The following is a 13,089-nucleotide window of genomic DNA, read 5'->3' as shown; positions in this document are numbered from 1 at the left end:
CCGAATTGAACTATGCCGGTTAACCGGTTACAAGTTCGACATATTTTGCCTGCACCCAGCCAAATTGGCAGGGGCCTGCATAGGGCTCAGGAGCGCTGAGAGCGGCGCTGACGCGGCAATCGCCCAATTCCTGAAACTGGCCTTTGGGATAGACAATGCCTTGCCAGTCATCGTCCGCTTCGCAAAGCCAGACGAGCGTCGCCACATTCAGTTCGTCCGTCACCTGGCTGCCTTCATTGGCTTCCGCCCGCACGCGCAGCAGATCGCCCTTGCGCGGTTCCAGCGCGTTGATCCGGCCAATTCCCGGGCAAGCATCTGCTTGCGGACCTTCCAGCCCGATCACCGGAATTCGCGCGCTTTCCTGCGAATGCGCAGCACTGGTGGTCGCAAGACTTAGCGCAAGGATGGTAAGGTAGCAGCCACGCTTCATCGCTCAGGCTACCAGCGCCAGCGGGTTTTCCACAATTTGCTGGAACGCCTGCATCAGCTGCGCGCCATCTGCCCCGTCGATTGCGCGATGGTCAAAACTTCCGGTTGCGCTCATGACCGTGGCGACAGCCAGTGCGCCATCTACCACTGCGGGCCGTTTTTCGCCTGCGCCAACTGCCAGGATCATGGCCTGCGGCGGGTTTATCACTGCATCAAACTGCTTGATGCCGAACATGCCCAGGTTGGATAGGCTGGCGGTTCCGCCCTGATATTCATGCGGCTGTAACTTGCCGTCGCGTGCCTTGCCCGCCAGTTCCTTCATTTCATTCGAAATAGCGGACATGGACTTGCTGCCGGCATCAACAATGATGGGTGTAATCAGGCCAGATGGCGCGGCGACTGCGACAGAAATATCCGTCCGCGTAAATTTACGCAATTCATCACCGGCAAAACTGACATTGCATGATGGCACCTGCATCAGCGCCTTGGCCAGAGCCTTGATCAGCAGATCATTGACCGACAATTTGATCCCTTGCGGTTCCAATGCCGCATTCAGCTCGCTCCGCAATTTCAGGAGGGCATCCAGTTGAACGTCGAGCGTCAGGTAAATATGCGGGATGGTCTGCTTTGCTTCGGTCAGGCGGCGCGCGATGGTCTTGCGCACATTGTTGAGCTTTTCCGCTTCGTAAGGAATGCCGAAATCGGGAATTTTGGCCGGCGTTGCAGATGCGGCTTCCGCGGCAGAACCTTGGCGCGCGGCATCAGTGGGGGCGGTATCAGTCTTGCCGCTGGCCTGCGCGGTTTCCACATCTGCTTTGACGATGCGGCCATTGGGTCCGGTCCCGCTTAGGCTAGATAGATCAATGCCTTGCTGCTGGGCAATGCGCCTGGCAAGCGGCGATGCCAAGACCCTGTCACCAGCAGGCGCAGGTGCGGTTTTGGCCGCTGTGGCGGGTACAGCCTTTTCAGGTGCGGCCGGTTCCGGTGCAGGTTTGTCCGGTGCAGGCTTTTGTGCAGGAGCAGGTGGGCTACCCTCGGCCTCTTCAGGCGCTGCCTGCGCGCTATCTTCGTCATCACCTGCCAGTGTGGCGATGACGGTGCCGACTTTTACCCCTTCGGTGCCTTCTGCAACTGCGATGCTGACAATGGTGCCTTCATCCACGGCTTCGAATTCCATCGTGGCCTTGTCGGTTTCGATTTCCGCCATGATATCGCCGGAACGAACCTTGTCCCCTTCTTTCACCAGCCATTTGGCCAGCGTGCCTTCTTCCATGGTGGGTGACAAAGCGGGCATCTTGATGGGCGTGGGCATGGGTGTGCAGCAAGTCCTGTTAATTGTGCTTTGGTCTGCTCTGACCAATTTACCGCGTTCGGGCAAGGTTCTTGCGCCGAATACGATTTCATCAGATAGGTCCGGCGGGGAGAAAAACGATGCGGGTCTACCTTGTAATCATGGACGAGACAGAAGAAGCGCGTGCAGCGCTGCGCTTTGCGTCACGCCGTGCTGCGGCCAGCGGCGGCGCGGTTCACATCCTTGCACTGGTCCCGCAACAGAGCTTCAACGCTTTTGGCGGGGTGCAGGCAACCATTGAGCAGGAAGCGCGCGACAGGGCGGAAGTGATGGCGAGCAGCGCCGCTGGCAATCTTTACAGCCAAAGCGGGAAAATGCCCACAATCGCGGTCAAGGTTGGCGAAGGGCAGTCGATCATCAGGGAATATCTTGCCGAACATCCTGAGGTGGCAGCGCTGGTGCTGGGCGCTGCAAGTGACGGTTCGCCCAATCCGCTGATCACCCATTTTTCCGCGCATTCAGGCGGCCTGCCCTGCCCGCTGTATATCGTGCCGGGATCATTCACCGCAGAAGATATCGACCGGCTGGCCTGACTTGCGGCAAAAGATGTGGTGCGCGTTGCGGCTTATTTACGCTTGCGTGACTGGTGGCGAATGTTTTTGGGCCGGCCACGCGGACCTGGCTTGAAGCCGCCACCTTTAGGCCCCTTTCCGGTCTTGCCAGCACCAGCTTTTGGGCCTGTCTTGTGCCGGAAACCAGTTCGTTCGCCGCGCGGTTCGATTGGTGCGCCTTCCCCTTCGGGCAGCTGGAATTTTAGCGCGCCTGTCAGCGGATTGGCTTCAGCCAGTTTAAGTTGCAAGCGCTGCCCTGTGTCATAACGCGTGCCAGACCGTTCCCCGACCAATGCGCGGGCGGCTTCATCATAATTGTAATAATCTGCGCCAAGGGTCGAAACAGGAACCAGGCCATCACCGCCCAAACCAACGATAGTGGCAAAGAAGCCAAAGCTCTGCACACCTGTAATACGCGTTTCGAAAGTTTCGCCGACACGGGCTGAAAGCCAGGCGGCGACATAACGGTCAATCGTATCGCGCTCTGCTTCCATTGCACGGCGTTCCGTCACACTGATGGCATCGGTGATGCGCGACAGGTCTGCCCGGTCACGGTCAGCAAGGCCAGTGGCAGGCGGCAACCCGGCTGACGGGCCATCACCGGCAGGCTTTGGCTGTTCGAGATGAAACGCATCAACCAGTGCGCGATGCACGAGCAAATCGGCATACCGCCGGATGGGCGAAGTGAAATGCGCGTACGAACCAAGCGCGAGGCCGAAATGGCCCGCGTTATTGGGGCCGTAATAGGCTTGCGTCTGGCTGCGCAGCACAGCTTCCATCACCTGCGCTTTTTCGGATTCGTCCGTGACATCCTTCAGCATGCGGTTGAACAGGCCGGGAGTTATGACCTGGCCGAGTGCCAGTTTCTTGCCGAAAGTTTCCATATATTCGCGCAAAGCCACCAGCTTTTCACGGCTTGGCGTTTCGTGAACGCGGTAGACCACGGGCGCGGTTTTGCTTTCCAGCGCCTTTGCCGCCGCGACATTGGCTGAAATCATGTATTCTTCCACCACCCGGTGGGCATCCAGCCGTTCACGAATGGCGATTTCGGTAATCTTGCCCTGATCGTCCAGCATGACGCGGCGTTCCGGCAAATCCAGTTCCAGCGGATCACGCTTTGCCCGCGCGTCGGCCAGAACTTTCCAGCAATCCCACAGATCGGTCAGGTTCTCGGCCGCATCGCCGCTGTCGATACGCGCCTGAGCGTCTTCGTAAGCAATCACCTCGTCGATCCGCACAATCGCCCTGGTAAACCGCCAGCCGGTGATGGTGCCATTGGCTGATATGTTCAGATGGCACGCCATTGCTGCACGGTCCTCGCCCTGGCGCAGCGAGCAGACATCCGCGCTGAGGACTTCGGGCAGCATGGGCACGACGCGGTCAGGGAAATAGACCGAATTGCCGCGCTTTCGCGCTTCCTTGTCCAGCGCCCCGCCCGGGCGGACATAATAAGACACATCCGCAATTGCGATCAGCGCATGAAAGCCGCCGTTTCCATCCGGCTGCGCCCAGATCGCATCATCATGGTCCCGCGCATCAGCAGGGTCGATCGCCACGATGGGCAAATGGCGGAGGTCCTCACGGGTGTCGGCACTGACTGGCAGTTTTGCTGCGTCATGCGCTTCTGCCAGCGTCTCTTCGGAAAAGACGTGGGGGATGCCGTGCTTGGATATGGCAATCAGGCTGAAGCTGCGCGGTGCCAGCGGATCGCCCAGAATTTCCACGACCTTGACCCCGGCGCGGGCCGACCTGCCGGCAGGCTCTGCCATCACCAACTGGCCTGCTTCAGCGCCGCCAGTATCGGCAATTGGTGATGATTGCCGCACGCGCTTGTCTACCGGTGCCAGCCATGCCTTGCCTGCCCCGTCTATTTCCACCACGCCCATCAGCCCTTCGGTGCGCGCGGGCAGCTTTTTCATAATATGGGCGCTCAGCCCGCCGCCCGTTTCTTCGGTGCGGGCCAATATGCGGTCGCCGATTTTAAGCGCTGGAAATTTGGGTGAGCCGCGTTTCTTATGTTCAATCACGCGCAGGCGCGGCGGCGGTGTCGCATCGTCAGGTTGCCAGCTTTCGGGCACGGCAAACGCCTCGCCATCGTCAATTTCCATGACTTTCAGCGTGGTCACCTTGGGCACGCCGCCCATGCGGTGATAGGCGGTCTTGCGCCCGTCAATCAGGCCTTCTTCGGCCATATCGCGCAGCAACTTTTTGAGGGCGATCTTTTCCTGCCCTTTCAGTCCGAATGCCTTGGCGATTTCGCGCTTGCCGGCAAGCATATCTGCGGTCTGGATGAATTCAATGATCTGCTCGCGCGAGGGCATGCCTTCAGGGCGGCGTGGTATAGGTCGGGACATGGATTGCCATATGGGGTGTTCGCGCTGCCGGGGCAATGCTCAGCGAGCGGCGAATGTCGGGGAACCAGACCATTCGCGGCGGATTTGGCGATTATGCATTCCATCGCGCTTGATCAGCCGGGGCAAAAGCTCCTCGATATTGCGCGTCTGCGGATACAGCTGACTTATTTGTGGCGTCATGGTCGCATGGCGAATCTGGATGATCCGGTACGCTTCACAGAACTGGTCCAGATGCGAAAATTATTCGATCGTGACCCTCGGATGGTGGTTCTGTCCGACAAGATCGCTGCAAAGGCTGCAGCGGCTGATCTGCTGGGCGCGGAATGGACAGTTCCGACTTTATGGCAGGGCGACGTGCTGCCGCCAGCCAGCCCCCTGTCAGAACCAGCGATGCTGAAGGCCCGGCACGGCTGCAATCAATATCGCGCCATTCGCACGGCCCCGACACGCAAGGAATGGGCTGGGCTCCGCAAACTGGCCGATAAATGGACCGCGCAGCCTTATGGCTTCTGGCTGGACGAATGGTGTTACCGCGATGTGCCGCGCGGTTTGCTGGCGGAAAAGATGATTGGCGGCGATACCTTGCCGGTGGATTACAAGATTTATGTCTTTGGCGGCGTGGCAACCCATGTGCAGGTCCACCAGGATCGCGCAGGCGATCACCGCTGGATATTGCATGACCGCGACTACCGGCAGCTTGTCCCATCGAATGCTGAAGGCCCGAAAAGGCCCCGCAGCCTCAATGCCATGTTGGAAGCGGCAGAGACGCTGGCTCGCGGGTTTTCATTTGCGCGGGTCGATTTTTATGAATTGGACCGCACTCCGCTATTTGGCGAATTCTGCTTTTATCCCGGCTCCGGCCTTGATCCGTTTGCTGCGGACTGGGTGGACGAAGAACTGGGCAGATTATGGCTGGGCAGCCTTTAATCCGCAGGACTGGGCAACGGCCGGAACGCGCCGCCGGGCACCGCACTGGCAATCGGGCTCATCGCCCCTTCAGCCGAACGGGCACTGACACCGAAAAACCAGTCGTCGCCGCGCACACCTTCCAGATTTGCGCTGGTGGCGACCACATTTTCGATTACCGGCTTTTCCTCCCACTGCGGATTGTCGGTCGCCCGTTTCCAGATTGAATAGCCGGTTGCGCCGGGCACTTCATCCCAGCTTATGGTGGTAAAGGTCTGCACCGCCGCTTCGGCCGCTGGCGCCGGCGGCATTGGAGCCTTTGCCAGACGTTCAATCGCGCGGATGTTCAGCCGGGTGACCTTGGCCAGATAAGCGAAGTCCATCTCAGCGGCTGTGTCGCCGTAGCTTGTGCCATTTTCCATGCGCAGGTCCTGATGCTGATGGTCGTAATCCTCTACCGCAACGGAAAAGCGCACCGCGGGGAAGCCCTTGTCGAGAAATGGCAGTTGGTCCCCGCCCCTGCCCATGCGGTCGGTCCGCCAGATTTGCCGGACATCCAGCCCGCTGGCATCTTCATCGGCCAATTGGTCAATCCAGCGGGAAAGATTGCGGCTGGGGCTATCATTCTCGCCGCCATTGCGGCGCATGGCTGCCCGCAGGCCATCAGTGGCATCCGCGCGCGGGCCTTCTGAAAAAACGCGGACATGGCTGTCATCACAATAGCCATCCGACCCGCAGCTGCCGCCGACGATATCGTTGTTGAGCACGGCTTTTACAGTCCAGCCCTGCGCCTGGGCATAATCGGCCATCAGCGTGCCGCCATAAAGGCCCTGTTCTTCACCGGAAAGCAGAGCATAGACAATGGTGGCAGGATATTTCCGGCCCGAAAGTGCGCGGGCCGCTTCCACGACCAGCGCCGTGCCTGAACCATCGTCATTCGCGCCGGGCGCATCGCTGGTGGCATCCAGCACATCGGTTACGCGGCTGTCGATATGGCCCTGTACGATAATGACTTCATTGGGGCGCTGGGTGCCGCGCTGGATGGCGACAACATTGACGAGCTTGGTGGGCTCGGCAATGCGGCGGCCTTCGACCATGCGTTCCGGCAGAGCTATTTCAAGGCAGCCGCCACACGCCGCGCTCACCTTGCGAAATTCATTTTCCCCCCAGCGCCGTGCAGCGCCAATGCCGCGCGTGGGGTGGTCCTGCACTGACATTGTGTGGCGCGTGCCAAAGCCCACCAACGCATCGATATCAGCGCGGAGGCGGTCTTCCGACACGCTCTCTTCAGGCTTTGCGTCTGCGGGCCTTGCATCTGCAGGCCTTGTATCTGCAGCCTGTGCGTCTTCAGCGTTTGCGGCATTCGCGCAAAGGGGCGTGGCACAGAGGAAAGCGGCGGCGCCGAGGAGGATGTTTTTCATGGTGCCGCTTTGACCATGCAAGTGGTATGCTTGGCAAGTGGCGACCGCCTCCCCGGCGATGGATTTGTTCGTGCTTAATAGGCTCTTGCGACGAAGATCCGCTCAACTGCCGGTTCCCCGGTAAAAATGCAGGTGCCGTCAGCAGGTTCGCTGTCGATCGGCACATTGCGCACAGTCAGTTTGAGAGACTTCAGTTTTTCGACCACCGTATCAAGGGCAGCGCCGGTCGGCTTCGACCATTGGACTTCCACCCAGCCGGGATAGCGTTTTTCGCTGCTGTAGAAATCTGCTAGCGCGGCCATATCGGTAATGCCGCGGGTGATATTGTCATCCCTGCGCTTTGCGGCCTGGTCGAACAGGTTTTTCTGAATGTCTTCGAGCATGGTGGGAAGCGAAGCAGCCGCGTCATCACGTGTGGGGGTGGCAAAATCGGGCTTGCCATTTTCAGCCCACAACCGGTCGCGGCGCAGCAGGCTGACTGTGCCATTTTCCATATCGCGCCCGCCGATTTCCAGAATGACAGGCGCGCCCTTGCGCACCCAGTCCCAGCGCTTTGCAGCAGCCTTGCCCGGCTTTTTATCCAGCAGAACACGGGTTTTCTCGCCCAAGGTGGAAGTGGCCGCGATGGCTGCGCGCAATTCTTCGCAATAGGCGAGCAGTTCGTCGTCGCCTTCCTTGTCCCGCAGCATGGGCAGGATGATGACCTGATGCGGAGCGATTGCGGGCGGCACGCGCAAACCATCATCGTCACCATGGACCATGATGATCCCGCCGATCAGGCGGGTGGAAACGCCCCAGCTGGTGGTGTGGCAATATTGCTGGCTGCCCTCGCGGTCCTGATATTGGATGCCCGAAGCCTTGGCGAAATTTGTGCCAAGATAGTGTGATGTGCCGGCCTGCAATGCCTTGCCGTCCTGCATCATCGCTTCGATGGACCACGTTTCAACCGCGCCGGGGAAACGCTCGTTTTCAGGCTTTTCGCCAGCAATCACTGGCAGCGCCAGATCATTTTCAGCGCAGGCCCGATACACTTCGAGCATCCGCAGGGTGTGTTCCTGCGCGCTGGCGGCATCTTCATGCGCAGTATGGCCTTCCTGCCACAGGAATTCGCTGGTCCGCAGGAACATGCGGGTGCGCATTTCCCAGCGCACGACATTGGCCCATTGATTGGTGAGCAGCGGCAGGTCCCGCCAGCTTTGCACCCAGCGCGCCATCGCATCGCCGATAATTGTTTCGGATGTGGGCCGGACGACCAGCGGTTCTTCCAGCTTTGCTTCCGGGTCGGGAATGAGGCCGCCCTTGCCGTCCGCAATCAGCCGGTGATGCGTGACCACGGCCATTTCCTTGGCGAACCCTTCGACATGAGCCGCTTCGCGTTCGAAATTGGAAAGCGGAATGAAAATCGGGAAATAGCAGTTTTCATGGCCAGTGGCCTTGATCCGGTCATCCATCAGCCGCTGGATTCGTTCCCAGATGCCATATCCCCATGGCTTGATGACCATGCACCCACGCACACCAGATTCCTCGGCCAGATCGGCGGCGGTGATGACTTCCTGATACCACTGGGCGAAGTCGTCGGCGCGGCGCGCGGACAGTGCGTGACGGATATTGGACACAATAATTCCTGTTCTGGGCTGGATATGCGAAGTTTCGTTCGGGCAACTAAATCGTTGGGTAAATCAAGTCTGGCAAGACGGTATGCGGGTGATTAACTGCCCAGCTCGTCCAGTTTTTTCTGCATGGCGGCCATTTGCTCGCGCAAGGCTGCCAGTTCGTCTTTCTTTGCCGGTTCTTCCGCATCATCCGGCTTCGCGGTGTCAGGGATGAACGCCTGCGTGGCAGCGCGCATGATGGCAATGTTGGTCTCTGCCAGCTTGGCCAGCGGATTGGTGCCGATGCCCTTGCGAAACGCATCATGCAATTTGCTCTGGTTGGCGCGAAAATTGGTCATCGCCGCTTCCAGATAATGCGGCATCACTGATTGCATGGAATTGCCATACATCGAAATCAGTTCACGCAGGAAACTGACCGGCAGCATATGTTCGCCGCTGGCTTCTTCTTCCATGATGATCTGTGTCAGGATTGAATGGGTAATGTCATCGCCGGTCTTGGCATCGACCACTTTGAAATCCGTTCCGTCGCGCGTCATTTTCGAAAGATCGTCCAGCGTGATGTAGCTGGACGAACTGGTATTATACAGGCGGCGATTGGCGTATTTCTTGATGATGACGGTATCGCCGTCTTTGGGATCGCGCTTGGCCATCGAGATTACCTCATGTTGCAATTGATGCTGTATTAGCAGGTGCAGCATGTGCAGTGCAACAAAATCACCCCTGTTGAAATTTGCGGCGGAAACGCCGGCCCAGCCCGGTCAGTAATTCATATTGCGAAAGACCGCTGGTAACGGATGCCTGGTGCAGATCATACGGCACATCCACCCAGTCCCCTTCGCGAAGATGCGATGCATTGCCAAGATCGACTACGACCATGTCCATCGAAACCTTGCCCAGTAAAGGCAGCATGGCATCGCCCGATTTCAGCGCGCCCTTGCCCGACCAGCATCTGAGATAGCCGTCGGCATAGCCGAGCGAAATTACCCCGGCCACCATGGGGCGGTCCGCAGTGAAAGTGGCGTTATAGCCTACACTATCGCCCGCCTGAAGCTGGCGGCGCTGGATAATCGCTGCCTGCGGCCAGGCAACCTGGCGGATTGTGCCGGCCATTTCAGCGCGGGGCACGCCGCCATAAAGGGCAAGCCCTGGCCTGGTGAGATCAAAGGCATAGTCGGCGCCCAAAGCGATGCCGGCACTGTTGGCAAAACTGCGCCGCCGGGCCGGAATTGCTGCAGCAGCAGTTCTGAAACGGCCAAGCTGGGCTTCGTTGAAGGCGCTGTCTTCATCTGCCGATGCAAGATGCGACATCAGCGTGACCACATCCAGCCGCGCCAGAACGGCGTCGTGAATGTCATGCATGGCGACGCCCAGACGGTTGATCCCGGTGTCGATCATCAGATCGCACGGGCCGCCTCCGCCAGCCAGCCACAAACCTGCCTGATCAAGGCTGTTGATGACGGGACGCACCCCTGTCTGCCGCGCATAATCTGCATCCTGGCGGTGGACTGGCCCATGCAGGACCGACAATTGAGCCGGCGGCACATGGGCAGTCACATCCGGCACCTCGCTCCAATGTGCGACGAAGAAATCCTGTGCGCCCGCACCGCGCAGCGCCGGCAAAACCTGGTCCACGCCAAGTCCATAGGCATCGGCCTTGACCGCCGCCCCCGCAGCAGCCGTGCCCGACATGGCATCCAGCACACGCCAGTTGCTGGCCAGTGCATCAGCATCCAGCCGCAGCCGTAATGTTGGTGGCGGAAGTTCAGGCATCAGGTTCAAAATCGCGCGGCGGGCCATTGGGGATGCCCCACCATGCCACCAGCAGCCCGAATGCCACGATCACCCACGTATACCATAGCCCGGCATAGGCATTGCCGGTGGTCGCAACGATATAGCCCGCGATGAGCGGCAAAAACCCGCCCAGATAGCCTGCCCCGATGTGATAGGGGATGGACATGGAACTGTAGCGGATTTGCGGCGGAAACATTTCTGTCAGCAATGCGGCCACCGAACCATAAGTCAGTGCTGACAACACGCCCAGCGCGCACAGCAGGGCGATGATGCCAATCAGATTGGCGGGCGAGGGTATCTTTCTGGCGAAGTCATAACCTTGCTCTTCCAGCCAGCCTTGCACATTTGCTTTGCGCATTTCGTCTGTCAGCCCGGCGTAGCTGTGGATCTTGTCGCCAATGATGATGGGCGATGCCATCTGTTCTGCCAGCGGGCCTTGTGCAGTGTCATCGACGGTATAGGAAACGCCCAGCGCGGTCAGATCGCCCAGCATGCGGCCGCACTCTGTCGCTTGCTTGCTGGCGAGCGGATCATAATCGCAATCCGTGCCGATAACCACGATTGGCGCATCGCGCGCGCTGGCAGTCAGGCCCGGATTGCTCAACGCGCCAAGTCCCCAGAAAATCGGAAACAGCAATACCAGCGTGGCAATCGCGCCGATGATGATGGGTTTCTTGCGCCCAACCCGGTCAGACCAGCGGCCGACCAGAATGTAAAAGCTCATGGAAATCAGCCCGGCAACCAGCACGATCACTTCGGTCACGCCTTCATCAAGCCGCATGGGCCCACGCAGGAAGGACAGGCCGGAGAAAAATGCCGTATACCAGATGGTGGTAAGAATGCCGCTGATGCCGAACAGGGCGACAAATATGCGCTTCTTGTTCCCCGGATAGGTGAAACTTTCGACAAAGGGGTTTTTGGCCATCTCGCCCGCTTCCTTCATCGCCTTGAACACAGGGCTTTCGGAAAGTTTGAGGCGCATCCACAAGGAAATGAACAGAAGGACGATGGACAAGAGGAACGGCATCCGCCAGCCCCACGCGGCAAAATCTTGCGGCGATATGAAGAAGCGGCACGTCAGCACCACGATGATGCTGAGGACAAACCCGCCGACGACACTGGCCTGGATGAAGCTGGTATAAAAGCCGCGCTTTTCCGCTGGCGCATGTTCCGCAACATAGATGGCTGCACCGCCATATTCACCGCCCAGCGCAAGGCCCTGCAAGACCCGCAGCAGGATCACGATGGCGGGCGCTGCAATGCCGATGCTTGCCGCACTGGGGATCAGCCCGACCCCGGCCGTGGCAATGCCCATCAGCGTGACGGTTACCAGAAACGTGTATTTGCGCCCCAGCCGGTCACCCAGATAGCCAAACAGCACTGCGCCCAGCGGACGAAAGCCGAAGCCAACGGCAAATCCGGCCCACACCAGCAACAATTGCAATGTTACGTTGTCAGACGGGAAGAAAGCCGCGCCAATCAGGCTGGCAAGCGTGCCGTAAATGAAGAAATCATACCATTCGAAAATCGTACCGGCAGATGATGCCGCGATGACCAGCCTGATTTCGCGTTCTGTGGGTTCAGCCTGGGTGGCCGGGACGGTTTCGCTCATGCTGCGGCGCTCATGGTGTTGTCACTCCCCCTCGAAATGCGCAGAACCGGATACTGCATCATGCGGAAGCTCTAGCCCGCCTGTGCAGGCTTGCAAAGCGCATCAACCCCTGCTCTCCACGGTAGCAGAATGGCGCCGTGACGGCCCGCGTGAGGAAGCGCAGGTTGCAGCGCTTCAATCCCGGGCCAAGCGGCGTCTAGGTCCATGGGAGGGCAAGGCTGTTCGCCGACCAGCCAGCTTGCCAGCGCTTGTAATGTGGCCTGCAAATCATCCGCTGTTTTTCCCGCTGCGCCTTCTGCAAAAATTGCCGCGGCGGCCTGGCCCACAGCACATGCCGAAACCGCCATTCCCAGGGTTGCGATGCGGTTGTGGCGGTCCAGCGAAAAACCGGCGCTGATTGTGGAACCGCACGTGCGGGAACGCGCCTGCCCCTGAAAAAGTGCATCGCGGTCCAGCGGATAGTCGGCCAGCTTGACCGCAAGACCAAGCAATTCAGGCGTGTAAAGCGGCCTGCCTGACGCAGGGGTCATTGCGGCGCGGCATCTTGATCAGCCTCGCGCAGGGTGCTCCGCCGGTCCTGGATCAGCTTTACCAGCGCATCGGCGCTCGCATTAACCAGCGGATAGGTTCTGGCCGTGGTAATCCATGCCGGACGGCCCGCAACGCCCCAGGCTGTGTCATACCCCAGCACCAGCAATGAAAATGCCAATACCACGATGATACCGCCCTTTATGGCGCCAAAACCAAACCCCAGCACACGGTCAATCGGGCCAAGCACGGAACTGCGCGCGGCATTGCCCGCCCGTCCAGCAATCAATTTCATCGCCGCATATGGGATGAGCAGCAGCAGGACAAATGCGAGAATGGCCGCGCCGGACGGGGTGCCAATGCGCGGTTCGATGAATTCATACAGGGGCGTGTGCAGATAATGGATGGCAAATACGGCAAGTATCCATGCCGCAAGCGACAGCACTTCCTGGACGAAGCCGCGCAGGAACCCGCCGATGGAGGCGACACCCACGATGATGAGCACGATGATATCAAAGCCGGTCATAATTGCC

Annotated in this window: 12 protein-coding genes; 2 read left to right on the top strand and 10 right to left on the bottom strand. The window is 59.3% G+C overall.

The window, feature by feature from the left end; genetic code table 11:
* Positions 1-19: 19 nt before the first annotated feature.
* Positions 20-430 (bottom strand): hypothetical protein, encoded by a 411-nt coding sequence (locus GRI44_RS04970; protein ID WP_160600301.1) that lies wholly within the window; start codon positions 428-430, stop codon positions 20-22.
* A 3-nt stretch (positions 431-433) separates the two neighbouring features.
* Positions 434-1,741 carry a pyruvate dehydrogenase complex dihydrolipoamide acetyltransferase gene (locus GRI44_RS04965; RefSeq protein WP_160600300.1) on the bottom strand — a complete coding sequence of 436 codons (1,308 nt, stop codon included), beginning with the start codon at positions 1,739-1,741 and terminating at the stop codon, positions 434-436.
* A gap of 119 nt (positions 1,742-1,860) precedes the next feature.
* On the opposite strand from GRI44_RS04965, the gene GRI44_RS04960 reads away from it, so the two are divergent.
* Positions 1,861-2,313: a universal stress protein gene (locus GRI44_RS04960; RefSeq protein WP_160600299.1), complete on the top strand. Its 453-nt coding sequence runs from the start codon at positions 1,861-1,863 to the stop codon at positions 2,311-2,313.
* 32 nt (positions 2,314-2,345) lie between these two features.
* Here the strand turns inward: GRI44_RS04960 and rnr are convergent, their stop codons facing one another.
* Positions 2,346-4,685: a ribonuclease R gene (gene rnr / locus GRI44_RS04955; protein ID WP_232842969.1), complete on the bottom strand. Its 2,340-nt coding sequence runs from the start codon at positions 4,683-4,685 to the stop codon at positions 2,346-2,348.
* A gap of 93 nt (positions 4,686-4,778) precedes the next feature.
* On the opposite strand from rnr, the gene GRI44_RS04950 reads away from it, so the two are divergent.
* Entirely contained in the window at positions 4,779-5,612 is an 834-nt protein-coding gene (locus GRI44_RS04950; RefSeq protein WP_202386140.1) for an ATP-grasp fold amidoligase family protein, read from the top strand.
* Here GRI44_RS04950 and GRI44_RS04945 read toward each other — a convergent pair.
* From GRI44_RS04945 to GRI44_RS04915, 7 genes are all read right to left on the bottom strand, one after another.
* Positions 5,609-7,012, bottom strand: coding sequence for a M28 family peptidase (locus GRI44_RS04945; RefSeq protein WP_160600298.1), 1,404 nt, complete (start codon positions 7,010-7,012; stop codon positions 5,609-5,611). The two genes, GRI44_RS04950 and GRI44_RS04945, sit on opposite strands and share 4 nt — an antisense overlap.
* A gap of 74 nt (positions 7,013-7,086) precedes the next feature.
* Positions 7,087-8,628, bottom strand: a complete 1,542-nt coding sequence (gene proS / locus GRI44_RS04940) for a proline--tRNA ligase (protein WP_160600297.1) — start codon at positions 8,626-8,628, stop codon at positions 7,087-7,089.
* Between the two features lie 92 nt (positions 8,629-8,720).
* Complete coding sequence (gene phaR, locus GRI44_RS04935; RefSeq protein WP_160600296.1) at positions 8,721-9,275, bottom strand: polyhydroxyalkanoate synthesis repressor PhaR; 555 nt, start codon at positions 9,273-9,275, stop codon at positions 8,721-8,723.
* Between the two features lie 64 nt (positions 9,276-9,339).
* Positions 9,340-10,395, bottom strand: coding sequence for an alanine racemase (locus GRI44_RS04930; protein ID WP_202386139.1), 1,056 nt, complete (start codon positions 10,393-10,395; stop codon positions 9,340-9,342).
* Positions 10,388-12,028, bottom strand: coding sequence for an MFS transporter (locus GRI44_RS04925; RefSeq protein WP_160600295.1), 1,641 nt, complete (start codon positions 12,026-12,028; stop codon positions 10,388-10,390). The genes GRI44_RS04930 and GRI44_RS04925 overlap by 8 nt, the downstream gene beginning before the upstream one ends.
* A gap of 71 nt (positions 12,029-12,099) precedes the next feature.
* On the bottom strand, positions 12,100-12,558 hold the full coding sequence (locus tag GRI44_RS04920; protein ID WP_160600294.1) for an iron-sulfur cluster assembly scaffold protein: 459 nt from the start codon (positions 12,556-12,558) through the stop codon (positions 12,100-12,102).
* Positions 12,555-13,082, bottom strand: coding sequence for a CvpA family protein (locus GRI44_RS04915; RefSeq protein WP_160600293.1), 528 nt, complete (start codon positions 13,080-13,082; stop codon positions 12,555-12,557). Before GRI44_RS04915 ends, GRI44_RS04920 begins: the two co-directional genes overlap by 4 nt.
* Between the last annotated feature and the right edge of the window lie 7 nt (positions 13,083-13,089).

It is taken from the genome of Allopontixanthobacter confluentis, assembly GCF_009827615.1.
GTDB lineage: Bacteria > Pseudomonadota > Alphaproteobacteria > Sphingomonadales > Sphingomonadaceae > Allopontixanthobacter > Allopontixanthobacter confluentis.
The sequence above is the reverse complement of the archived record's forward strand: the minus strand, read 5'-3'. Positions and strand labels throughout refer to the sequence as shown.